This is a genomic window from Streptomyces sp. NPDC059256 (assembly GCF_042753785.1).
Taxonomy (GTDB): Bacteria; Actinomycetota; Actinomycetes; order Streptomycetales; family Streptomycetaceae; genus Streptomyces.
The window spans coordinates 60,244-81,724 of record NZ_JBHYZO010000014.1 but is presented as its reverse complement, the minus strand read 5'-3'; the positions used below and the strand labels follow the sequence as shown (position 1 = coordinate 81,724).

At 68.2% G+C, this 21,481-nt stretch carries 21 protein-coding genes; 8 read left to right on the top strand and 13 right to left on the bottom strand.

The window, feature by feature from the left end; all coding sequences use genetic code 11:
• The first annotated feature begins 208 nt into the window (after nucleotides 1–208).
• Nucleotides 209–676, top strand: coding sequence for an SRPBCC family protein (locus ACFXJL_RS25605; protein ID WP_384696047.1), 468 nt, complete (start codon nucleotides 209–211; stop codon nucleotides 674–676).
• A gap of 93 nt (nucleotides 677–769) precedes the next feature.
• Here the strand turns inward: ACFXJL_RS25605 and ACFXJL_RS25600 are convergent, their stop codons facing one another.
• The 5 genes from ACFXJL_RS25600 to ACFXJL_RS25580 form a co-directional block, all read right to left on the bottom strand.
• A complete protein-coding gene (locus ACFXJL_RS25600) occupies nucleotides 770–1,633 on the bottom strand; it encodes an MFS transporter (protein ID WP_384696044.1) in 864 nt (287 codons plus the stop codon).
• Nucleotides 1,582–2,106, bottom strand: coding sequence for an MFS transporter (locus ACFXJL_RS25595; protein ID WP_384696041.1), 525 nt, complete (start codon nucleotides 2,104–2,106; stop codon nucleotides 1,582–1,584). Before ACFXJL_RS25595 ends, ACFXJL_RS25600 begins: the two co-directional genes overlap by 52 nt.
• On the bottom strand, nucleotides 2,103–2,591 hold the full coding sequence (locus ACFXJL_RS25590) for a MarR family winged helix-turn-helix transcriptional regulator (RefSeq protein ID WP_384696038.1): 489 nt from the start codon (nucleotides 2,589–2,591) through the stop codon (nucleotides 2,103–2,105). Before ACFXJL_RS25590 ends, ACFXJL_RS25595 begins: the two co-directional genes overlap by 4 nt.
• 206 nt (nucleotides 2,592–2,797) lie before the next feature.
• Complete coding sequence (locus tag ACFXJL_RS25585) at nucleotides 2,798–3,394, bottom strand: class I SAM-dependent methyltransferase (protein WP_384696035.1); 597 nt, start codon at nucleotides 3,392–3,394, stop codon at nucleotides 2,798–2,800.
• Between the two features lie 199 nt (nucleotides 3,395–3,593).
• Nucleotides 3,594–5,606: an ATP-binding cassette domain-containing protein gene (locus ACFXJL_RS25580; protein WP_384696032.1), complete on the bottom strand. Its 2,013-nt coding sequence runs from the start codon at nucleotides 5,604–5,606 to the stop codon at nucleotides 3,594–3,596.
• A 689-nt stretch (nucleotides 5,607–6,295) separates the two neighbouring features.
• On the opposite strand from ACFXJL_RS25580, the gene ACFXJL_RS25575 reads away from it, so the two are divergent.
• Nucleotides 6,296–6,955, top strand: a complete 660-nt coding sequence (locus ACFXJL_RS25575) for an HAD family hydrolase (RefSeq protein WP_384696029.1) — start codon at nucleotides 6,296–6,298, stop codon at nucleotides 6,953–6,955.
• Between the two features lie 23 nt (nucleotides 6,956–6,978).
• Here the strand turns inward: ACFXJL_RS25575 and ACFXJL_RS25570 are convergent, their stop codons facing one another.
• Both ACFXJL_RS25570 and ACFXJL_RS25565 read right to left on the bottom strand, forming a co-directional pair.
• Nucleotides 6,979–7,566, bottom strand: coding sequence for a GNAT family N-acetyltransferase (locus ACFXJL_RS25570; RefSeq protein WP_384696026.1), 588 nt, complete (start codon nucleotides 7,564–7,566; stop codon nucleotides 6,979–6,981).
• Nucleotides 7,567–7,607: 41 nt separating this feature from the next.
• Complete coding sequence (locus ACFXJL_RS25565) at nucleotides 7,608–8,312, bottom strand: NAD(P)-dependent oxidoreductase (RefSeq protein WP_384696022.1); 705 nt, start codon at nucleotides 8,310–8,312, stop codon at nucleotides 7,608–7,610.
• A 96-nt stretch (nucleotides 8,313–8,408) separates the two neighbouring features.
• Between ACFXJL_RS25565 and ACFXJL_RS25560 the strand changes: the two genes are divergently transcribed.
• From ACFXJL_RS25560 to ACFXJL_RS25545, 4 genes are all read left to right on the top strand, one after another.
• Complete coding sequence (locus ACFXJL_RS25560) at nucleotides 8,409–9,083, top strand: TetR/AcrR family transcriptional regulator (protein ID WP_384635084.1); 675 nt, start codon at nucleotides 8,409–8,411, stop codon at nucleotides 9,081–9,083.
• Nucleotides 9,084–10,099: 1,016 nt separating this feature from the next.
• On the top strand, nucleotides 10,100–10,960 hold the full coding sequence (locus ACFXJL_RS25555; RefSeq protein ID WP_329026309.1) for an enoyl-CoA hydratase/isomerase family protein: 861 nt from the start codon (nucleotides 10,100–10,102) through the stop codon (nucleotides 10,958–10,960).
• Nucleotides 10,961–11,297: 337 nt separating this feature from the next.
• Nucleotides 11,298–11,702, top strand: a complete 405-nt coding sequence (locus tag ACFXJL_RS25550) for a BlaI/MecI/CopY family transcriptional regulator (protein ID WP_384635090.1) — start codon at nucleotides 11,298–11,300, stop codon at nucleotides 11,700–11,702.
• A 4-nt stretch (nucleotides 11,703–11,706) separates the two neighbouring features.
• On the top strand, nucleotides 11,707–12,636 hold the full coding sequence (locus ACFXJL_RS25545; protein ID WP_384696017.1) for a M56 family metallopeptidase: 930 nt from the start codon (nucleotides 11,707–11,709) through the stop codon (nucleotides 12,634–12,636).
• Between the two features lie 71 nt (nucleotides 12,637–12,707).
• Here the strand turns inward: ACFXJL_RS25545 and ACFXJL_RS25540 are convergent, their stop codons facing one another.
• From ACFXJL_RS25540 to ACFXJL_RS25530, 3 genes are all read right to left on the bottom strand, one after another.
• A complete protein-coding gene (locus tag ACFXJL_RS25540; protein WP_384696014.1) occupies nucleotides 12,708–14,084 on the bottom strand; it encodes an MFS transporter in 1,377 nt (458 codons plus the stop codon).
• A 107-nt stretch (nucleotides 14,085–14,191) separates the two neighbouring features.
• On the bottom strand, nucleotides 14,192–14,542 hold the full coding sequence (locus tag ACFXJL_RS25535; protein ID WP_329026317.1) for a metalloregulator ArsR/SmtB family transcription factor: 351 nt from the start codon (nucleotides 14,540–14,542) through the stop codon (nucleotides 14,192–14,194).
• A gap of 242 nt (nucleotides 14,543–14,784) precedes the next feature.
• The gene (locus ACFXJL_RS25530; protein WP_384696011.1) at nucleotides 14,785–16,767 is read right to left on the bottom strand and encodes a heavy metal translocating P-type ATPase; all 1,983 of its coding nucleotides are present in this window, start codon (nucleotides 16,765–16,767) and stop codon (nucleotides 14,785–14,787) included.
• A gap of 97 nt (nucleotides 16,768–16,864) precedes the next feature.
• On the opposite strand from ACFXJL_RS25530, the gene ACFXJL_RS25525 reads away from it, so the two are divergent.
• A complete protein-coding gene (locus tag ACFXJL_RS25525; RefSeq protein WP_358881919.1) occupies nucleotides 16,865–17,251 on the top strand; it encodes a metalloregulator ArsR/SmtB family transcription factor in 387 nt (128 codons plus the stop codon).
• 120 nt (nucleotides 17,252–17,371) lie between these two features.
• Here ACFXJL_RS25525 and ACFXJL_RS25520 read toward each other — a convergent pair whose 3' ends face one another.
• On the bottom strand, nucleotides 17,372–18,373 hold the full coding sequence (locus tag ACFXJL_RS25520) for a sporulation protein (RefSeq protein ID WP_384635100.1): 1,002 nt from the start codon (nucleotides 18,371–18,373) through the stop codon (nucleotides 17,372–17,374).
• 452 nt (nucleotides 18,374–18,825) lie between these two features.
• Between ACFXJL_RS25520 and ACFXJL_RS25515 the strand changes: the two genes are divergently transcribed.
• A complete protein-coding gene (locus ACFXJL_RS25515; protein ID WP_358881917.1) occupies nucleotides 18,826–19,509 on the top strand; it encodes a hypothetical protein in 684 nt (227 codons plus the stop codon).
• A 95-nt stretch (nucleotides 19,510–19,604) separates the two neighbouring features.
• Here ACFXJL_RS25515 and ACFXJL_RS25510 read toward each other — a convergent pair whose 3' ends face one another.
• Nucleotides 19,605–20,414, bottom strand: coding sequence for a phosphotransferase enzyme family protein (locus ACFXJL_RS25510; RefSeq protein ID WP_384696008.1), 810 nt, complete (start codon nucleotides 20,412–20,414; stop codon nucleotides 19,605–19,607).
• A 59-nt stretch (nucleotides 20,415–20,473) separates the two neighbouring features.
• Nucleotides 20,474–21,457, bottom strand: coding sequence for an ArsR/SmtB family transcription factor (locus tag ACFXJL_RS25505; RefSeq protein ID WP_384696005.1), 984 nt, complete (start codon nucleotides 21,455–21,457; stop codon nucleotides 20,474–20,476).
• Between the last annotated feature and the right edge of the window lie 24 nt (nucleotides 21,458–21,481).

Genomic DNA, 21,481 nt, shown 5'->3' with positions numbered 1-21,481 from the left:
GGGTGGGTTCGGTGGCCTGGCCAGGAGGTGGACGGACGGTCGGCGTCGGTGTCGGCGGCGTTCGCTATGGCGGGATCGGAAGCCACCGCTTCGGAATCACTGGGAGGCGGTGGCCCTGTCGGCCTGCGCCCTGTTCTTCGCCCGTCTTCTCCAGCCGTGTCCAGCTCGGAGACGGGTGTCGTGCGACCCGTTGTCCTAGAGTCGGGGCATGAGTACGCCCCACCGCGCCAGCCGAGTGATCGCCGCACCACCGGCAGCTGTGTACGACGCCCTCCTCGATCGGGCGTCCCTTGAGGCATGGCTACCGCCGGACGGGATGAGCGGGCGGGTCGAACGATGGGACCCCCGGCCCGGCGGGGGATTTCAGATGGTCCTCACCTATCTCGACCCGTCCGACAACCCCGGCAAGACCTCGGACGCCACCGACATCGTCGACATCGAGTTCGCCGACCTGGTGCCACTCAAGCGCGTGGTGCAACGGGCGGTGTTCGAGGCCGACGACCCGTCATTCGCGGGCACGATGACGATGACCTGGGATCTTGCCGCCACCGCCAACGGGACCGAGCTGGCCGTCACCGCCACGGACGTACCGCCCGGCATCGACCAGACGGTCCATGAGTCCGGCCTCGCCTCCTCACTGGCCAACCTGGCCTCGTACGTCGAGGTAGGCGATTGAGCCGACAGCGCTCCCCAGGAGGACTCCGCCACCCGTGGCACTAGGTCGTCCACGTCGTGCAGGTCGTGCTGGAGAAGGGCTGACGTACGGCCACTACGGCGGGCCAACGGCTTTCACCGCGTCGGTGACCGCGGGGGCGGGGGGCTGTGCGACGGCGGGTGGTGTGCGGTAGGCGCGGAGGGTCCTGTTGGTCGCCGCGACGGCAGCGATCGCCAAGGTGGCGGAGAGGCCGCCTGCGACCAGCGAGAAGGTGGCGGAGGTGGCGGACGCCAGCAGACCGCCACGGAAGTTGCCCAGTTCGGGGCCTGCGACGCCGATGACGTGTTCCACGGAGGAGACCCGCCCGCGGTAGGCGTCCGGAGTCTCCAACTGGATCAGAGTGCTACGAGTGATCACCGATACGGTGTCCGCAGCGCCGGCGACGGCCAGACAGCCGAGCGCCAGCCAGAGCGGCCCGGGCAGTCCGAAGCCCGCCAGGGCCAGGCCCCAGACGCCGGCCGCGGTCAGTTGGACCACACCGGCACGGGGCCAACGCGTCACCGTCGCGGACAGCAGACCGGCTGAGATCCCCCCGACCGCAACGGCCGAGAGGAACAGGCCGAGCGTCTGTGGATCGCCGTCGAACCGGATCTCGTTGACGAGGGGGAAGAGCGCGATCGGCATGGCCAGCAGGGTTGCGGACAGGTCGGTGGCCATCACCCCCCACAGCGCGGGACGGCGCAGGACGATCAGCCAGCCGCCGCGCTCCGCGCGGCGTCTCCCGTCTGCGGTGAGCGCGCCTTCGGGCTTGATGACCGGGAGTCGCAGCACGGTCAGCATCGATACGCCGATGGCCACGGCCTGCACGGCATAGGCGGCAGCGAAGTCCCAGCGGGCGATGATCAGCCCGGCGAGTGCGGGCCCGGTCAGCATTGCCGCCTGGAAGGACACATTGTTGAGCGCGAGCCCCGCGGCCACCTGATCGGTCGGTAGCAGTCGTACGGGGAACGTACGCCGCGCAGGGGCACCGAGCGCGGCAGTCGTACGGGGAACGTACGCCGCGCAGGGGCACCGAGCGCGCCCGAGGCGGCCCCGAAGGCGACCAGCGCGAGCAGCAGCAGCACGTTCCGGTTGTCCGCCAGTGCCTGGGCGCACAGCCCCGCGGCGGCCAGCAGTTGGCCCACGGTGGTGATCCACACCACCGCACGACGATCGACGGTGTCGGCCAACGTGCCTCCGAGCAGGCCGAAGACCACCATCGGCAGCCCGGTTGCCAGTCCGATGGCACCGGTGGCAACCGGACTGCCGGTCAGGTCCCAGACCTGGGCCAGTACCGCCACGGTGGCTATCTGCCAGCCGAGTTGGGAGGCCGAGGAGCCGATCCACAGGTCACGGAAGGGCCGACTGCTCCGCAGCGGACGAAGGTCAAGGAACCGGATCCGCCCCTTCACTGAGGTGGCTCGACGAGATGGTCGAGGACCCGCTGCCGCATCGGCCGCTGTTCCAGGGCCCGCCGCAACTCCTCGACGACGGTGGTCATCGCGTACGGGACCTCCCCGTCCAGCTCGGCCACAGTCGCGTGGGTGGCGCGCCACTCGGCCTCCAGGAACGGGACCAGCGAACGGCCGCGTTCGGTCAGTTCGATCCGTCGGGTGCGGGCGTCGGGCCCCGGCTCGGAGGTGACCAGCCCCTCCTTGCGCATGGCAGCGATGGTCTGGCTGATCGCCGAGTGTGAGCGGTCGAGGGATTCCGCAAGCTCGCGGATGGTCAGCGGTCCGGTGTGGGCGAGTCGGATCAACGGATAGGCGAACCGTGGCCGCACCCCCTTGATGCCGCGCTCGACGTAGACCTGTTCGATTTCGGCGTCCATGTCGGACAGCAGCTTGTGCAGCGAGTACCAGGGATCGGGTAGCACTGTGGGATCGGGATTTATCACAGCGCTAATATAACAGCGCTGTGAGAATTGATCTGCCCGATCGCAGGACCGCTCGCAGGGCTGATCGCAGGACCCGTGCCGGGAATGCGCCGGGGATGCGGTGGTGAGGGCTCCGGGCGGCACCTCTCGGTGGCGAGGTGCTCCGGTCGAGCGCGTCTGCATCCCCTCCCCAAGGGCCGCCAGGGCAGCGGCCCTTGGGGCCTTCGCTACCGCACCGCGCTGGTGCCGTTGGGGCACGGTCCGCGCAGGACCAGGACGGCGAGCTCATCCACCGTCAATCGCTCGGTCTCCTTCCAATCCGCTCTGAGGAGTCTGATTTCTTCTTCATCGAGGGCGATGTCCCGTCGGTCCTCGGGGGTGTGTTCGGCGGTGGGTGTGATGATCACGAGTGCCCCGCCCGGTCTGAGCCGTCCGCCGAGTCCGTGCATGACCCGGGCGCGGTCCCGTAGGAACGGCAGGACGAGCCGCAGGGTGATGAGGTCATAGCCCGTGCTGTGCAACTCCTCCGGGTCGTCCCGCTCGATGTCCAGCCGTAGCCAGCGCACCCCCTTCACATCCACGTGCTCTGACTCGGCCCGGGCGATCGCGCTTGCGGCGAAGTCCACGGCATCCACCGCGTAGCCCTGGCCCCCGAGGTGGACGGCCAGGTCACCGACGCCACAGCCCACGTCGAGCGCCCGGCCACCGCCCTTCGGTGCGGGGGCGTGCTCGGCGAGCACGGCGCGCTCTACGTCTCCCAGCGGCCTGAACCCCTTCCCGTCGGTGTAGTGCTGGTCCCATTCCCCCTGGACGACGTATCCCATGGTGCTGCTCCTCTGCTGCTGCGCTGGATGGTGTGCCCGTGGGGGAGGGGAACGCGCCTCGGCCTGACCCCAGGTCGGCCCGCCCGCCCTGGCAATCGGCTCCGTGGTTGCCAGATGGTGACGGGCCGACCGCCGGTGACCAGGTGAATCGAAGCGCGACCTGGTGGCGACCAGGGGTCGGACGGTCCGGGGGCTGGAGTCATGGGGCGTCAGTCCCGGCGGCGAAGGCGTTCTGATAGCCGGCGGCCTGGAGCATGAACATCTCCGCGTAGTCGCCCCGTTGATCCATCAGCTCCAGGTGGGATCCGCTGGCGACGATCCTTCCGCCGTCGAAGACATAGATCCGGTCGCATTCGGTGACCGAAGCCAGCCGGTGCGAAATGAGGACGGTGATCTGCCCGGAGCGCCGTGCGCCTCGAAGGACGGCCTGGTAAACGGCGTGTTCGGCTTTCGGGTCCATGCTGGCGGTCGGTTCGTCGAGCAGCAGCACGGGTGCGTTCTTGTAGAGGCCGCGAGCTACAGCGATCTTCGCCCACTGACCCGCGGAGAGCTCCTGCCCGCCTTGGAAGCGCTTCGACAACAGGGCTTCCCAGGTGCCTGGCAGGGCCCCGATGACCTGGTCCGCGCCGGCGGCGACCGCCGCGTCGTGGGCGGCCTGCGGCTCGGCTTCGGTGATCGACCCACGGGAGGCGGCGATGTTCGCCAGGGCGGTGAAGGGGTAGCGAACGGGGGCCTGGAGCACCATGGCCACCCGCTGCTGAAGCGAGACCCCGTCCAACTGCTGGGCGTCGTTCCCGTTCCAGGACACGGTGCCGGACGCCGCGTCGTAGAGGCCCGCGATCAGCTTGGAGCAGGTCGACTTTCCGGAACCGTTGACGCCGACGAACGCGACGGTCTCCCCGGCCCGGAGGGTCAGGCTGATTCCGTCGAGGGCGGGGGAGTCCTTGCCTGGATAGGTGTAGGAGACATCGATAAGGCGGATCTCCTCGACCTCCTCCGGCGCGGCCCGCCCACCACTACGGGGCAGTAGCTCTCTGCACCGTGTCTGAACCGACAGCAGGTCGCCGACCCACAAGGCGTGTTCGTACACCATGTGCGCCATGTTGACGAAGGTGGTCAGGGAGCGGTGGCTGGACTGGATCGCGAGGACCGCCCCGGCGCCGACGGCGAGTGGGATCCAGCCGCCGATCAGCATGGCGCACAGCGCCGCGTACGTGATGCCGGTTCCGACCCCTCCCACGGCCCGCCCGGCGAGGGTGATCCGGGCCGCGCGCACTCCCAGCCGGGTGTCCTCCTGCGCGATGCGCGCTGTCAGCCGCCGATGTTCGGACAGCAGCGCGTTCTGGGCGGTACTGGAGCGGATCTCGGCAGCTGAGTCCTGGTCGAGCAGCAGCCAGGAGAACACGCGCACCCGACGCTGGAGTGCGTTCCACCGCATGTAGGAGTGGAAGCGGTCACGGGCGGCGCGGACGGCGGCGGTACCGACCGGGAGGACAGACAGCGGCAGCATGAGGATCAGCAGTGGATGCAGGAGGCCGAGCACCCCGATCGTGCCGATGATGTCCAGGGCCGCAGCGGCGAGGGCGACGATCTGCCCCACGATCTGACGGGCGTAGAACAGCCCGCGGTCGCTGGCGCGATGGATGTCGTCGTGCCAGTCGGCGTCGTCGACCGCCTCCAGTCGTACGTGCGCCGCAAGATGGTAGAACTCGGACTCCAAAGCAGTCCTGATCTTCGGTGTCAGTCTCGCCTGTGCCGATTCCACCGATGCTTCGAGCACTGCGCGCAGCGACAGCAGCCCGACCACGAGCAGGAGTTGAGGGAGGGCGGCACGGATCTTGTCCGGAGTGGGCCCGGACCCGAACAGCTCGTGAAGGACCGCCACCGAGGCGACCAGTCCGAACGCGCCCATCGCCGCCGACGCGAGTTGGAGGACCGCGACCGCGATCGTGTTGAGCCTGTCCGCCTGCCAGGCCAGCGCCCCGACCTGCCGCACGATCCTGGGCAGGCTGGCGAGGATCTCCCGCACGCTCGCCTTCGCGGACGCCCCGTCGTGGACCGCCCAGTACGCCACCTCCAGGGTGTCGGTGATGTCATCGCCTTCAGCGGGCCCGGCAGGCACAAATGCCGGAGGCAGCTCCAGCACTCGCGCCGCCCGTGCTGGCGGGATGCGCGCCCCGGCCGCACCGGCCTGATCCTCCGTCGCACTCATCCGTGCCACCTCGGCACGGCCACTGCTTCCGAGGTGCGGCACGGGCGGACGACCCGCCCCCGGGCCAGCGGGTGAGCCCCCGTACAAGTCGCACAATCCATCGGCGTTCCCCTTTCCCGTCCCGTGCCCAGCGCGCGGGACGACCAGCCATCCGCCCGGTCGGCCTCGGCCGATCTCGATGCCGACGACTGGTCCGTTCGGCACGGCGGTTGGGTGATATCCGGGACAACGATTCGACCCCTCCGATCGAACACATGTGTTTGAGACGGAGCGGGAACCGCATGAAAGAGCGAAATCCGGAGTCTGTATCGGCCATCGACCCGCCCCAGCTCCGGGGTGCCGTTGGGGCATGTGGTGGCCGAATCGCCGACGCCGATACCTCTGCGACCAGAGATTTTCGTGTGACCCACGTTGGCGTCGCCGGCGCGTACAGGGACTTGGGTTTCCGGCCGCGACAGAACGATCGCAACAAGAGGACCGGAGAGCTCCGATCCTTCGGCCCGACCCGACAAAAGTCACTTTCAGGGGTTGGGTTGGAGAAGGAAGCATCGCCCATGCGTACCGGGCGACTTCGCAGCCGGGGAGCAGTCAATGCGCCGACGTCGACAACCCACCACAGAATCCCGGCACGACCGAGGTGGTCCACTATGGTGTGGGTCCCGGTCGGTCACACCTCTAGGCTGCGAACCATGAAGCAGACCCCTGTTGAACTGGTGATCTTTGACTGTGACGGCGTGCTGGTGGACAGCGAGAAGATATGCGTCGCCGTGGACGCGATGGTCATGAATGATCTGGGGTGCACATTCACCGAGGCCGAGATCATCGAGCGGTTCGTGGGATCGTCCACCGAGGTCTATACCGCGGCCGTCGAAGAGCGACTCGGACGGCGCCTGCAGAAGGACTGGCAGCAGCAGTACGAGCCTTGGTACCAGGCCGCCTTCGAGGCCGAACTGACCGCCGTCGAAGGAATCGCGGACGTACTGGACCGACTCATGACCCCCTTCTGTGTTGCATCGAACGGTGATCACGCCGGGATCCGACGAAGCCTGGAGATCGTCGATCTGATCGACCACTTCCGTGGACGCATCTTCAGCGCGGCAGACGTCAGCCAAGGTAAGCCCGCACCCGACCTCTTCCTGCACGCTGCCCGTTCCCTGGGCGTCGATCCCGAGAGGTGCGCGGTGATCGAGGACAGCGGGTACGGAGTGCAGGCGGCCCGGGACGCCGGCATGCGGTCCTTCGGTTACTGCGGTGGCCTCACACCGGCCTCGCGACTGGAGGGATCGGGAACCGTCGTCTTCGACGACATCCGCGACCTGCCGGGACTACTGGCGACCGCGTTCCATTGACGCGCCCCGCCGGGTGTTGCGCATCAGCTGTCGAGCCACATCGGTTGGAGTGAGGGGCCGTCGTCCGAGAGGTGGATCGGTTCACCGTGGTCGCGGAATCCATGCCGTGCGTACAACGTGCGGTTGTCGGGCGTGGATGCCTCCAGATAGACCGGTAGCCCCATGTCCTTCGCCCGGGCAAGTCCGGATGTGAGCATCGCGCTTCCTGCCCCCCGACCTCGGTGTTCCGGCCGAACGGCCATGGACTGGAGGTAGAGGTGGGCATCCTCGGGGCACCGGGTGTCCGTCGCTTTCTGAACGGCCCGTAGACGCAGGGATGTTGGGTCGGTGCCGACGGGCAGTTCCGTCGGTTGCGGCCCGCCCGTTCGGGGCAGCCAGATCGAGGCGCCGATACGTTCGCCGTCGGCGACTGCGAGCATCAACGCCCCCGCGTCAGCGGCGCCACCGAGAGAGCTGCCGAACATGCCGTGCAACTGCTGGATGCGGGTGCTGGGATCAGGAAGGACCCAGGCCATCACCGCCTCGTCGGCGAATGCGGCAGTACACAACGCTGCCACTTCTTCGAGTTCGGAGGCCGTTGCGAGACGTGTGGTGGTGGTCGGTACGGTCATCTGTCGCCCTGCCTTTCGTCGGTGTGTGGTGTTGCGGGGGATCAACCGTCGCTGGCGTGGGCGAGCGCGCTGGGGGTGAGACGCCCGACGATCGCCGGGGCCTCGTGGACGAGTGTTTCGTCGGTGAGCGCTTCGACCAAGAAGAGTGCGAAGTCCACTCGCCGTGTCATGTTGCTCTCCAGGAGCGGGGCACCGACGTGTCGGCTCCACACGGGAAGCCCCTGACTCTCGCCCTCTTCCAGGTCGCTTCCGCGGGCCAGGGTCCACCGTCGGTCACTGGCGAAGATCCGGCGCGATGCCTCCACCTGGTCATCGATGTCGATGACCCGCAGTGCGCGCCCCAGCCAGGTGGCGATCCGGGCGGACGCCGTGAATCTCCGGGAGTACCGGTCCTGCTCGTTCCGGGGGACGTGCCAGCCGCAGGAGAAGACCAGGCGGGCGTCGGGGTCCGCGTGATCGAGTACGGCCTGTGCGGTGCCCGACGAGTACTGCTGCATGCCCCAGGGGACGAGCACGGTCAGTACCCCTTCGCACCCGGCGACGGCTCGTCGGATCACTTCGCGGTCGTTCGTGGGGCCGGCGACGATCGTGATCCTGTCCGCGAGTGCGGCCAGTTTGTCGACGCTGCGTTCGCGGCAGACCCCGACGACCTCGTAGCCGCGGTCCAGTGCATGCCGAACCAGGTACTGCCCCAGCTTCCCCGAAGCGCCGACGACGCAGACCTTCCGTATCCGCTCCCTGCTCATTCCTCAGCTCCTGCCCTGCTCGACCAAAGAAACTTACGCTGTAAGTAAAGGTAAGCTTACGCCGTACGTCAAGCAAGGCGGTAGCGGAGGAGGCTCATGAGCGAGCACGGCACCGGTCGGCGCACCAAACCGAAGAGGGCGGGGCTCAGCCGGGAACGAGTGGTCACCGCCGCGATCGCCCTGGCCGACGAGAAGGGTCAAGCCGGGGTCACCATGCGGGCGCTCGCCGCCACGCTGGGCGTCGAGGCCATGTCCCTCTACAACCATGTGCGCGGCCGGGACGACATCCTCGACGGAATGGTCGACGCGGTGTTCGGCCAGATCGACCTGCCGTCCTCGACGAGGGACTGGAAGGCGGTCATGCGTCACGGCGCCAGCTCGGCTCGCGCCGTTCTTCGAGCCCACGCGTGGGCCGTCGGCCTGATGGACTCCCGCAGCCGGCCGGGTCCGGCGACCTTGCGTCACCACGACGCCGTCCTCGGGGCCCTACGGGCGGGAGGCTTCTCCATCACGATGGCTGCGCGCGCCGTCACGGTGATCGACAGCTACGTCTACGGGTTCGTCCTCCAGGAGCTGAGCCTGCCCTTCACCAGCGACAGCGAACTCGATGACGTGGCCGGGGGCATCCTGCGTGCGTTGCCCACCGACACCCACCCGCACCTTGCAGAGCTCATCACCGCGCAGTCCCTGGGGCCCGGGTACGACTACGCCGAGGAGTTCGATTTCGGCCTCTCCCTCATCCTCGACGCACTGCACCCCGACGAGGTCTAGCGCTCCCGATCGCTGCCTGGGCCGGTTGGGTTCGTTGTCCCCACACCCAGGGAGGCATCAAGGGTGGCGTACGCGTGCGGCGGCGCGCCCGAGGCTGAGCGCCGGTGTCCCGGCCGTCGAACCGTCGCCGATGGCGATCCTCCGGTAGTCGCTGCCCTCGGCTGCCCGAGCGGCGACGGAGGCTGCGGCCAGGGCGCGATCGTCGCGAACCTTCCCCCTATGTCCTCAGAGTTCTCCGGGAGGCCGGACAGGGCAAGCGCGGGGTCCCCTCGAATGGCTGCCGCCCGGGGCGGTGGCGAGGACTCCGGCACTGCGGAGATCTGCGACGTCGTCCCGCTCCGAGGCCAGCCCCCGTTGGCGTTATGGATTCGGGGCCAAGCAGGACGTGTCCGGTGCGGTGGTCACTGTGTCCACGGCGGTGTGATGGGAGCCGGCGTCCACCCTCCGACCCCATGGGTCCCCACCCTTCTGTCCCACCTCTCTGTCCCACCTCGTGGGACGGCCCGCTCCTGTGTGCATGGGGGCTGGCCTTGGTGGGGCATCAGATCAGTGAGTTGTATCCGATCGGAGCCCTAATATGGCAATTCTTCCTGAATTCCCTGTGGGTATTGCGCTGAATGGATCCAACCACTAGCGTTCACTGAACGTGCCGCTGACGCAGCGGAGGGGGATCACTTCATGATTCACAGGTCAGAGTCCGTACTGATCACTGCTGCCCGGACCGTACCGGCACCGCAACTCGACACTCCGTTCCTTGTCGAGCCCTGCTGGGGCCCGAACGCCCGAGGCGGCATGGCACCCTGCTCCGCGGCAGTGGTGCCACACGGCACCCATGACGGCCGTGGGCGTTGGGCGATCACCGTCCGATCCGGTTTAGCGCCCTGGAACCGGTAGTCGCCTGGCCGGCGACGCCGCCCTCGTGCCGGTCCGCTCCGTCACGGGCACATTTTTCTGAACCCCGTACCGAACCGATCCACTGACGAACCAGCACCCGCATGTGCAACGGAGGTAGCAGCATGTCGTTGCAGGAGTTCCTGCCCACACCAAAGTTCGACGAGTACAAGGATTTCTTCAAGGACTTCTTCACCCTCGATCGTCGCGAGGACGGCGTGCTCCTGGCACGTGCCCACACCCGAGGGGACTCGGTCCAGCTCAACGTACAGAACCATCGGGCCCTCGGTCAGTTCCTCAAGACCGTGGGAGCCGACCCTCAGAACGAGATGCTCATCCTGACCGGTACCGGCCGTGACTGGATGATGGGTTCCGATCCCACGGGCTTCGAGCTGGAGGAGGAGGACCTGGAGTACTGGGCGTACGAGTACGCCTACAAGGACGGCCGCACCAACGTCAGCGCCATGGTCAACGACCTTGAGATACCCACCATTGGCCTGTTCAACGGTGACGGGTACCACTCCGAGGTGCTCCTGATGTGCGATCTGACGCTGATGGCCGAGGACGCCCACATCTACGACCTGCACTACGGCATCAGCTCGGTGCCCGGTGACGGCATCCACAACGCCTTCCAGGAACTCCTCGGCGTCAAGCGCGCCGCCTATGCACTTCTCACCGGTGAATCCTTCGACGCTCAGAGCGCCCTGGACCACGGCCTGGTCAATGAGATCCTCCCGGCCGACCAACTCGTCGACCGTGCCTACACCATCGCCGACCACATCATGACTCAGCCGCGCACCATTCGCCGTCTGACCACCCAGATCGTCCGGCGGCCGTGGAAGAAGCGCATCCTGGACGACCTCGACGGCGGATTCGGCATCCAGATGTTCGGCCACCTCGCCAAGGGCAAGGCGGTACACAGCAACGAACACATCTCCGGCACCGGCAACTACGTGAGAGAAGGCCGCCGCACCCCCTTCGACTGACGGTTCCGGGACCGATAGGGATATCGGTGCGGCACGCCACCGGCCTCCTCGCCCGAGGCCGGTGAGCCGCCGACCCACTGCTCCGCCGCAGTCCAGGAGAGGGAATGGCCCCGGCGGTCGGCCGGCCGTCTGCGTACTGCGTCATGCTCCCCGCCGTACCCGATGTGGCTGGCTGATCAGCCGGGACCGCGCACGGTCGGCAAGAGGGCCGTCGGCGTCCACTTCCTCGTCCGATGGCCTGGGAGGGCAGCGCTGACACGCGGTGCGCCGGTGGTGCCTCAGTACGATGGCCCCATCCCAACGCACGGCGGGTTTCGAAGGCGGGAGGTTGACGGACATGACGGGCCAGAACAACGGCGGTGCCGGTCAGCAGCCCCGCCGAAGGGGCCAGGGCGAGCTGGAAGCCCAAGTCCTCACCGCTCTGCGCCGGGCCGAGGGGCCGGTGAACGGAGCCTGGGTCCAAGACAGCCTGGGCGGAGACCTCGCCTATACGACGGTGATCACGATTCTGACGCGGTTGCATGCCAAGGGCCTGGTCAACCGTGCCCGAGCCGGCCGCTCGTTCCAGTGGACTCCGGCAACGGACGAGGCGGGACTCGCGGCGTTGCGCATGCGCCGTGTGTTGGACGGAGAAGGTGACCGCGAAGCGGTCCTGGCGAGCTTCGTCACCGCGTTGTCGCCGGGGGACGAGCGACTCCTGCGCGACCTGCTGGCTCAGAGCGTTGAGGAAGAGGAAGACTGAACCCATGGGGGTTTTCGTCTTCCTGCCACTGGTACTGCCGCTCACCGCGTGGCCGATCGCCCGCGTGGCCGAACAACATCTCCATCCGCGCGTCGCGACATGGCTGCTGACCGGTGTGGCGGGCGTCCTCGCGCTGTGCAGCACCATGTGTCTCGCCCTGCTGGTCGTGGTCGGGACGGCCCAACTGCCGGGTAACCCGTTGCCGGACGGATGGTCGGACCCCGAGGTCCGCGCGGCGGTGCCGTACGACGAACTCGCGGGCAAGGCCGCCATCCCCGCACTCCTCGCCCTGATCTTCGCCTGCACGAGAACGGCCTGGCGCCATCACCGCGTACGCCACCATGCCCAGCGGGCCCTGGTGGAGCTTCCTCCGGGGCCGGTCGTGGTCCTCCCCGACGAGACGCCCTATGCGTATGCCCTGCCCGGGAGACGGGATCGGATCGTGGTGACGACGGGGATGCTGGCGGAACTCACCGCACCCGAGCGCCGCGCGCTCTTGGCACACGAGGGAGCCCATCTGGCCGCTCGTCATCATCGGTTCCTGCTGACCGTATGGCTCGCGGCCGGTGCCAACCCGTTCCTGAGGCCGTTGCGCACGGCCGTCGCCTACACCGTCGAACGGTGGGCGGACGAGAGCGCCGCCGAAGCCGTCGGGAGTCGCCGGACCGTTGCGCGGGCAGTCGGCAAGGCCGCACTGGTGTCCCAGGGAGCGCCCTTCGCCACCATCGCGGGGTTCGCCACCGCTGGACCGGTGCCGCGCAGGGTGGCCGCGCTGCTGCAACCGGCCCCCGTCGCACGTCTGTGGCCGCCCGTCTTCACCCTGGCGGGCCTGGCGGCCTGGGCGGCTGCGGCGGGAACCACGGCCTCCGCACTGTCCTCGGCGAACTCGGCCTTCACCCTCTTCTTCATCCTGAAGGCAGCAACCCCGATATAGGGCCAAAGGACCTGCCGACCGGCGCTGGCACCGCCTTCCACGTGTCAGCTGTGCCCGGATCCTTCCACGTGTCAGCGGTGCCCGGATCCGACCGTGCCGATCGGGCTCCTTCGCGGCCAGTGATGATGGTGCTGGTCGATGACATAGCGGTGGTCATGCCGCCATCCGCCGGGACAGGGGTGGGCGTTGGCGAGATGAGGATGGTCTCGGGGCAGGTCTGGATGGATGTGTTCGAGCTGTGCGGGATCACGGACGGGCCAGAGCGCGGCTGCTGTGACTGCGGCGATCAATGTGATGACACCGAGGACCATGGCCGTGATCGGAAGCCCGCTCTGCGTGGCGAGCCATCCGGCGAGGGGGTAGGTCAGCAGCCAGCAGCCGTGGGAGAGGGAGAACTGCGCGGCGAAGGCCGAAGGCAGGTCCGCGTCGCCTGTCGAGCGGCGGATCACTCGCCCTGCGGGAGTGAGGACGGCCGAGCAGCCGGCGCCGATCGCCGCCCAGGCGGCGAGCAGTGCGGGCCAGGACCAAACGCTCGGCGGTGTGGCGACGATCGGGATCACGGCCGTCAAGGTGGTGGGGAGGGTGAAGGCCGCGGCGATCATCACCGTACGGTCGGTGAAGTGCCGCAGCAGCGGGGGAAGCACCAGCGCGGCCAGGATGGAGCCGGCACCGTAGGCGCCCAGCGCGAGGGAGACCGCGGTGGCCGGGCGTTGGAAGTGGTCGCGGACCAGCACGACCGTGTTGATGAAAACGATGGCTCCGGCGGCGGCGACCACGAGGTCGAGGGCCAGCAGCGCCCGTAGGCGGGGGGTCGCCAGGAACAGCCGGGTGCCGAACGCCGCCTTCGTATAGCTGTTGCCCGTCCGCTCGACGGGCCTCGGCTTGGGGAGGACGGCGGAGACGACCAGGGCGGCGGAGGCCATCAGGGCGACACCGGTTCCGGCGAACAACCAGTTGTACGAGACGAAGGCCAGCAGGGCTGCGGCCAGCGCAGGACTGAACAGGCTCTCCAGGTCGTACGCGAGCCGGGACATCGACAGGGCTCGGGTGTAGTCGCGCTCGTCGGGCAGGACCTCGGGGATCGTGGCCTGAAAGGTCGGGGTGAAGACTGCCGAAGCCGACTGTAGGAGAAAGATCAACAGATAGATCTGCCATACGTCGGTGACGAATGGCAGGACCAAAGAGACGCCGCCGCGGACGAGATCCATCGAGACCAGCAGGGCACGCCGCGGTATCCGGTCGACGAATGCGGCTGCCACGGGGGCAATGGCGACATAGGCGACCATCTTGATCGCCAACGCGGTGCCGAGGACTGCTGAAACGCTGTCACCTGCGATGTCGTATGCCAGAAGGGCCAGAGCGACGGTGGCGAGCCCCGTTCCGGCCAGGGCGACGACCTGGGCGGTGAACAGATGTCGATAGGTGCGGTTGCGCAGCACGGACAGCATCGATCCCGTTCCGTCCCCTGAGGCGGCATGGTGCGACGACGGCATCGTAGCCAATAGGTGCGCACGTATGCACCTATTGGTTTTGGGCATACCGGACCGCCCCGCTGTCAGTCGTGGGGTGGTAGGGCGCCAATCTGGTGCTCGGCGACGTTCAGGGCCTCGTCCACCAGTCGACGCAGATGCCCATGGCGGAGGGCGTACACCACATGACGCCCGTCCTTGCGGGCGGTGACCAGGCCCGCCAGGCGCAGTTTCGCCAGGTGCTGGCTCACGGACGGCCGCGCCGCGCCGCATGCATGGGTGAGCGTGGTCACGTCGGCCTCGCCTCGACCGAGTCGTTCCAACAGAGCCAGCCGGGTGCGGTCCGCGAGCAGCGCCAGGACGGATGCGGCGACGTCCAGCCGTTCGTCCGGTTGCTGCGAATGATGCGCACCTGCCAGGTGCATGCCTGCGCTCATGCCCACATCGTAGGCGGTGCGGGAGCCATGGGTGCGTCCCTGCGCACGGGTGATCGTCGGCCCAGCCCCACAGGCGGTCCCGGAGTCCGCCCGCCGACGCACACTGAAGGCAGGGCTGCTCGGGACGAAAGGTCTCGGGAGGAGTGCGGGCCGTGCTCGTGCACCGGTCGACCTCGGTCGGAGCCGGCCGAGTTCCAGGACAGGGCCCGAGTACGGGACGCTCCTACGGCACCCTGTCCGGTCTACGTGGACGAAACAGCTCGGCGCCAGGCCGAATCCCGAAGCAGCCGCAGGCCATTGAGACCGACGATCACCGTCGACCCTTCGTGGCCGAGCACTCCCAGCGGCAGCGGCAGATGGCCGACGAGATCCCAGAGGACCAGGCCGGAGATGAACACACCGGCGATCACCAGATTCTGCACGACCAAGGTGTGGGCGGCACGGGACAGCGCGATCACCGCAGGAATCGTGGCGAGTTCATCGCGGACGATGACCGCATCGGCGGTCTCCAGCGCGAGGTCCGATCCGGCGCGGCCCATGGCGATGCCGGTGTGGGCGGCGGCCAGCGCGGGGGCGTCGTTGACACCGTCCCCCACGATCAACACCCGCCCGCCCGCGGCTTCCCGTTCACGAACGACGGCGACCTTCTCCTCGGGCAGCAGACCCGCGCGAACGTCGGTGATGCCCGCCTCCTCGGCCAGTCGCGCGGCGGCTCGTGGATTGTCGCCGGTCAGCAGGATCGGGGCGGCTCCGGTCAGTGCCGTGAGGGAGGCGACCGCGGCAGCCGCGTCCGGACGCAGCCGGTCGGAGATGCCCAACACTCCGATCGGGACACCGTCCCGCAGTACGACCACCGCGGTCCGGCCCCCGTCCTCGACTTCCCGGGCGACGGCAAGCGCGACGGGATGAGCTGTTGTCGGCGCTCCGGACAGCAATCGGGCAGGGGCTCCGACCGAGATCTGCAAACCACCGACGGTGGCGTGCACCCCCACACCGGGGGTCGACTCAAACTGCCCCACGGAAGGGATGCTGAGCCGGCGTTCGTGCGCGGCATCGATGACGGCCCGCGCCAGTGGGTGCTCGCTGGGGTGCTCCGCCGCGGCGGCCAGAGCCAACAGGCCGTCCTCATCGAGGCCGCTGTCCTCCAAAGCGGCGACCAGGGCGACGTGCGGAGTGCCTTCGGTCAGGGTGCCGGTCTTGTCGAGTGCGACCGTGTCCACCTGGCCGAGGCGCTCCATCACGACGGCGGACTTCACCAGTACGCCGTGCCTCCCGGCGTTGGCGATGGCGGACAGCAGCGGAGGCGTCGTCGCCAGCACCACCGCACAGGGTGAGGCGACGATCATGAAGGTCATGGCCCGCAACAGCGCGTCGGCCGACTCCTCGCCGAACGCGAGCGGAATCCCGAACACCGCCAGTGTCGCCACCACGATGCCCACCGAGTACCGCTGCTCCACCTTCTCGATGAACAACTGGGTCGGTGCCTTCGTCCGGGAAGCCTCCGCGACCATGGCCACGATCCGGGCGATGACGAACTCGCCGGCACTCCGTTCGACCCGTACCCGCAAGGAGCCCGTGCCGTTCAGTGTGCCGGCGAACACCTCGTCACCCGCTTGCTTGGCCACGGGGAGTGGTTCCCCGGTGATGGTCGCCTGGTCCACCTCGCTGGCACCGTCCAGCACCCGACCGTCTGCGCCGACCCGCTCGCCCGGCCGGACCAACACACAGTCCCCGACCAGCAGGTCCCCGGTCGCCACCCTCTCCTCGCCGCCGTCGTCCAGGAGTCGGGTCGCGCTCTCCGGGGCGAGGTCGAGCAGGCCGAGCACCGAATCCTTGGTGCGTGCGGTGGCCAGTGCCTCCAGGGCGCCGGAGGTCGCGAAGATGACGATGAGCAGAGCGCCGTCCATGACCTGCCCGATCGCCGCCGCCCCCAGGGCGGCCACGATCATCAGCAGGTCGACATCGAGCGTCTTCTGTTTGAGTGCGCACACCCCGGCCCAGGCGGGTTCCCAGCCGCCGACGATGTAGGCGAGCCCGTAGAGCGGCCCCCAGGCCCAGGCCGGGGCTCCGGTCAGTTGCAACGGCAGCGCGATGAGGAAGAGGGCGAGAGCGGCTCCGGCCCAACGGGCCTCCGCGAGGGCGAACATCCGCGTACGGCGCAGCGGCGGTCTCATCGTGACGGCCGGTAGGGGGTTTTCGGAGCGGTGGACCACGGCAGAGGGCATGGCGGAAGAACCCTTCACGGGCAGGAGGGCGGCGACACAACTCAGAATACATGTACAGATGAATATGTCTTCATGTGTTGTCGGTAAGATGGGCCCCATGGGTCATGGAGCCGCCGACAAGAGCAGTGTCACCGCCCGCGAGCGCCTCGACGCGGCAGGGGTGTCAGATGTGGCCGCAACGCTCCAGGCGCTGGCTACCCCCTCCCGGCTCTACATCCTGGCCCGGCTCCAGGAAGGACCCTGCTCGGTCGGTGACCTGGCGGACGCGGTCGGGATGGAACACTCGGCCTGCTCCCACCAACTCCGCCTCTTGCGCAACCTCGGCCTGGTCACCGGCGAACGCCGTGGCCGTTCGATCGTCTATGCCCTCTACGACCACCATGTCGCTGAACTCCTCGACCAGGCCCTCTACCACGTGGAACACCTACGGCTCGGGCTGCGCGACGCGCCCGCTGAACCGATGTCGACCGAGGCGCGGAGGTAGGAGCCCCTCCCGGTTCGCGCGGCCCGCCACGCAAACCGATGGACGCGCTTGCCGCCGCGGCGATGGGCGCGCACGCAAGGGACGTGGCGGCGGGACCGCCGAGGGTTTAGGGGCCCGCGCTCAGTCTTCCTCGGATCCTTCCTCGGAGGCCCCCTCGAAGAAGTCACCCACCTCGTCGACGACTTCGGCGGCCACCATGCCCCCGGCGACCCCGACCGCCAGGCCCGCGGCTCCGGCAGCGATGGCCGTACCCGACCCCTTGGAAGGGCCCTCGGCTCCCCGGTGGCCCACCTCGTACGCATGGCCGTCCGGCGATCCGGAATGAGACTGAGCCGGTACTGTCCGGGTGCCGAGTGATGCGGTCAGTTGACGGATCCAGCCGTCGACCTCCGCCGTCAAGTCCCGCCCGGAGTTCTCCCGGTGGCTGACTTCGAACCGGATGAGGGCTTGGTGCCCCGAGGAGAACAGGCCCTCCGGTTTGTCGGCCTCCAAGACGACCTCCATACCGCCCGGATGGGCCAGGAAGGTCACTTCGAGTTCCTGCATGGCGTACGCGTACTGGGGGGCCGGAGTCAACTCGATCTCCTGGTAGAAGGGCAGTCGTTGCCCCGTGCCGCCGATGCGTCCGTACTCCAGATCGGTCGAGGCGAATCCGAACCCGAGCAGTCCGAGCGCCTCCAGGACCGCCTGCTGCGCGGGTAGGGGGCCCACCGTCAAGGGATCCAGATCGCCCTTGTCCCTCGCTCCTGCCACCACCACCTCGGTGCGCACTCCGAGTGTGATGCCCAGGTTCTGGCCGTGGAGCGTGGTGATCGGGGTCTCCCAGGGCAGTGTCGCCTGGAAGGGGAGGGTGAGCTGCTGTCCCGCGGCGAGGTGGAAGCCTCCGCTCACGGTGAACCGGTCGAAGACCACCGATCCTTCGTGCGCCTCCTCGTCCGTCTCGGCCTCGACCCGGGCGACCAACTCCCATCCGATCCGCTCGATGGCAGCGCCCGTGTTCCCGCCCTGGAGATGGACCTGCCCCGTGAAGCTGCCTCCGGGCAGCGGGGTGCCGGGGTCGAGCACCGTGTCAACCGTGGGACCGCCCACGCCGAGCGAACCGAGCAGTCGTTTGAACACCATCGCGGAGTTCACTCCTCATCTGTGCGTTGTCATGTTCGAGTGTTGGGCCGATGTGCGCGTGATGGGGCACACCGGCCCCTTCGGTTGGGACTGCCTGGCCCCAGCGCAAGCCTGGGCGCGTGTCACTCCACGAGCCGACCGGAGCACCGTCACCCCCACTCTATTTCTACACGACTGTAGAAGCATAGAGGGGGAGTGTATGAGTGAGGCAATGCCTCGGCGAGTGGCGATGGTTGTCCGAAAAGCGATAGTCGACCACCCATATGAGTTGACTGTGCTCCTGTGCCCATGTGGTGTCGCGGTCTCGCGGTCCTGGGACACTGGGGCTTCGCGGGCCCACTGCGCCGCCCCTCCACCGTGTCCCGCCCGTTGGCGATTCCCGGGGTCGACCACGACAGGATCAGGGGGCGCCGATCCATCTGCTGTCAATGGGAGTTGCTACCGTCCGGGCCATGACGATTGAGGGGGCGGGAAGCCCTGCCCATGGAGTGGCATTGACGGAGCAGGTCATTGAGAAGGTGCGACGCGATCCGGCGGCGTCCGTGCTGTCGTATCGGCACATACCCTGGGTGGAGGGTGCCGCTGCCCGCCCGATGGACGAAAAGGCCCTCGCGGGTGCCGTGTTTCCGTCCGGACGCCCGTTGTCACCGAGCCTGCGCGCCTGGTTGGCGTTCGACACCAGCCTCCTGGAGCGCCATGAGTGGTTCGACTCCGACGGCGATTTCACGCCGCTTCCGCTCGACGAACTGGTGGGGCAGGAGATGGGCGACATGTGGGCCGAGGAGTTCACATGGCTGGCCGGGCGTTTCTCCGAGTGTTTCCTGCTGCCTGGCGGATCGGACTCCAGACGGATCCTCGCCGTCACCGAGCCGGATGCAGAAGGCGAGTACCCGGTGCTCGCCCTCGACTGTGACGACATGCCGTTCCTCGGGCTCATGTATCCGGGACTCGATGTCTATCTGGCCGACGCAGCGGGCTTTCTGCCCGAGGGCGAATCGCGGGGCTACACCGAGTTGATGGACCACGACGTCTACGGATCCAGGATGCGCCGGCACGCGAACCAGTGCTTCGCGGGGGACTCCCATGTCGAGTTCCCCTTTGAGCGCACACCGGTGTACGCCGAGCTGCACCCATGACCGGAGCGGAAGCGGCGCCCGACCCGAGGGCCGGACGCCCATCGATGTACCAGCACCCAGGGAGGGCAAGAATCCTTGTCCCCGGTGGCTGAGTCTCACGGGGCCGGGAAGTCTCGCATCAATGCTGTCGAGAAGGTCGTTGTATGGCGGATGATGTGCGCGGCGTCGGTGCGGTAGAGGGAGTCATGCCCGGCCGCGATGTGCCCGGCGAACGCCGTGGAACCCGCCCTCGCCTGTGCGTGTATATGGCGGACCAGGTGTTCCAAGCGGTCCCGGGCCGTTGCGGTCAGTGCCGCGCGATCGTCGACACCCAGCCGATAGGCATCCGCGAGGAGCCGCAGCCGACGGGCCTGTTCCTCGACGGGCAGGGTGAACTCTCCGCGGTCCGGGTCGGTCAGGGGGACGAACCGATAGGCGGCATAGGCGAGGTCCCAGAGACGCGGCCCGGGGTGGGCGGTATCGAAGTCGATGAACGCGATCGGCCTGCCACCGCGGAAGACACAGTTGTACGGTGCGACATCGCCATGGCAGATCACCTCGGCCGGTTCGCGGCTGGGGAAGTACCAGTCGGCGTCCGCCCCGGGAACGAAGCGGACGGTGGCATCGTGGTAATCGCGCAGCAGTTGGGCCACCGCACACAAGGTCGCGTCCGATCGCACATAGTCCGGCAGGGGATGGTCGGCGACATGGCCGGGCAGGAAATCCAGCACCTCCCGGCCCTCCGTGTCGAACCCATGGGCGCGCGGCGCACCGGCGAACCCCGCCATGCGCAGATGGTCGAGCAGGGCATGGACCGTGCGGGTCCACGGCCCCACCGGCCGTCGGACAGTCGATCCGATCCGTACGACATGGTTGACTCCGCCGCCCGTCAGCACTTCTTCGCCCAGGTTTTCTGGCGTTGTCATGGGGACTCCTTCCGGACCGCCCAGAGGGGACGGCAGCCGTGGGCGGGCAGCGAACGACATCAACCCGCTCCTTTGTTGAGCACTTCGCGACCTTGGACCAGCAGGGTTCCCACTGCGGTGCGTTGGTGCAGTACCGCCCGCCCGGCGCGGACCGTGGTGATCAGACCGGCGCTGCGCAGCGCGGTCGTGTGAGCCGAGACGGTCGCGTTGCTCACCCCCAGCAGCCGGGCGAGCTCGCTGGTGGTGTGCTCCTCCGCCGAGCGAAGCAGGATGTTGAATCGGGTCCGCCCGATGACGCCGGCCAGCGCCTCGTCCGCGCTCTGCGAACCGGTCGGTGTGAGCGGCAGCCCCGGACCTGCCGGAAAGGTCACGACGAGCGGTTGATCGGGGACTTGGGACATGAGCGGGTGGCCGGTCCAGTGAAAGGTGGGCAGGAGCAGTAGGCCGTGGCCACGGAGGGTGATGTCCCGTTCCGGCCCCTCCAGCTGCCAGACGTCCTCGTGCCATCGGGTACCGGGAACGCTCTCCGCGAGTGCGGCACCGACGCCGTGTTCGGCCGCTGTCAGTGCATGGCGCGCGAACTCCCTCTGGTGCAGATCCTGCACCAGAGGCCAGACGGGGCGTACGACCGTTTCGAACGCCGCGTGTTGTGCCCGGTGCAGTACCTGCCAGGCACGGTGGTCACCTCGGTGCAGATCGTGGATCCACGGTGGTGCGGCGAAACCCTCGTTGGCGTGGACCCGTTCGATCTCGGAGCGGACCAGGCTTCGGGGCGAAGCCCGTACGGTCTCCAGTGCTCCTTCGAGGCTGTCGCTGAACACATCGATGAAGCGCGGGGCCCGTGTCGTGGGAACCAGGTCCCTCAAGGGGCTGACAGCGGCCGGCAGCGAGCGGAGCACCCGCTCTTTCCAACGGCCGAAGAGCAGTTGGTCGTGCGGGTGGCACATCATCATCAGTGCCGCGTTCAGTTCCGCAAGTGGAGCCGGTCGGGGTGCGAACCGGACCCGTGCCAAGTCGGCGGCCGTGAAACGTATCCGGATCACTACTCTCCCTGCCCGCGTTGCACC

Coding starts and splice junctions, on each gene's coding strand:
- ACFXJL_RS25515 (WP_358881917.1), top strand. CDS start 18,826: ATGACGATTGAGGGGGCGGGAAGCCCTGCCCATGGAGTGGCATTGACG.
- ACFXJL_RS25580 (WP_384696032.1), bottom strand. CDS start 5,606: ATGAGTGCGACGGAGGATCAGGCCGGTGCGGCCGGGGCGCGCATCCCG.
- ACFXJL_RS25565 (WP_384696022.1), bottom strand. CDS start 8,312: ATGAGCAGGGAGCGGATACGGAAGGTCTGCGTCGTCGGCGCTTCGGGG.
- ACFXJL_RS25570 (WP_384696026.1), bottom strand. CDS start 7,566: ATGACCGTACCGACCACCACCACACGTCTCGCAACGGCCTCCGAACTC.
- ACFXJL_RS25525 (WP_358881919.1), top strand. CDS start 16,865: ATGGGTCATGGAGCCGCCGACAAGAGCAGTGTCACCGCCCGCGAGCGC.
- ACFXJL_RS25605 (WP_384696047.1), top strand. CDS start 209: ATGAGTACGCCCCACCGCGCCAGCCGAGTGATCGCCGCACCACCGGCA.
- ACFXJL_RS25575 (WP_384696029.1), top strand. CDS start 6,296: ATGAAGCAGACCCCTGTTGAACTGGTGATCTTTGACTGTGACGGCGTG.
- ACFXJL_RS25520 (WP_384635100.1), bottom strand. CDS start 18,373: ATGGTGTTCAAACGACTGCTCGGTTCGCTCGGCGTGGGCGGTCCCACG.
- ACFXJL_RS25530 (WP_384696011.1), bottom strand. CDS start 16,767: ATGCCCTCTGCCGTGGTCCACCGCTCCGAAAACCCCCTACCGGCCGTC.
- ACFXJL_RS25545 (WP_384696017.1), top strand. CDS start 11,707: ATGGGGGTTTTCGTCTTCCTGCCACTGGTACTGCCGCTCACCGCGTGG.
- ACFXJL_RS25555 (WP_329026309.1), top strand. CDS start 10,100: ATGTCGTTGCAGGAGTTCCTGCCCACACCAAAGTTCGACGAGTACAAG.
- ACFXJL_RS25535 (WP_329026317.1), bottom strand. CDS start 14,542: ATGAGCGCAGGCATGCACCTGGCAGGTGCGCATCATTCGCAGCAACCG.
- ACFXJL_RS25585 (WP_384696035.1), bottom strand. CDS start 3,394: ATGGGATACGTCGTCCAGGGGGAATGGGACCAGCACTACACCGACGGG.
- ACFXJL_RS25540 (WP_384696014.1), bottom strand. CDS start 14,084: ATGCTGTCCGTGCTGCGCAACCGCACCTATCGACATCTGTTCACCGCC.
- ACFXJL_RS25550 (WP_384635090.1), top strand. CDS start 11,298: ATGACGGGCCAGAACAACGGCGGTGCCGGTCAGCAGCCCCGCCGAAGG.
- ACFXJL_RS25560 (WP_384635084.1), top strand. CDS start 8,409: ATGAGCGAGCACGGCACCGGTCGGCGCACCAAACCGAAGAGGGCGGGG.
- ACFXJL_RS25510 (WP_384696008.1), bottom strand. CDS start 20,414: ATGACAACGCCAGAAAACCTGGGCGAAGAAGTGCTGACGGGCGGCGGA.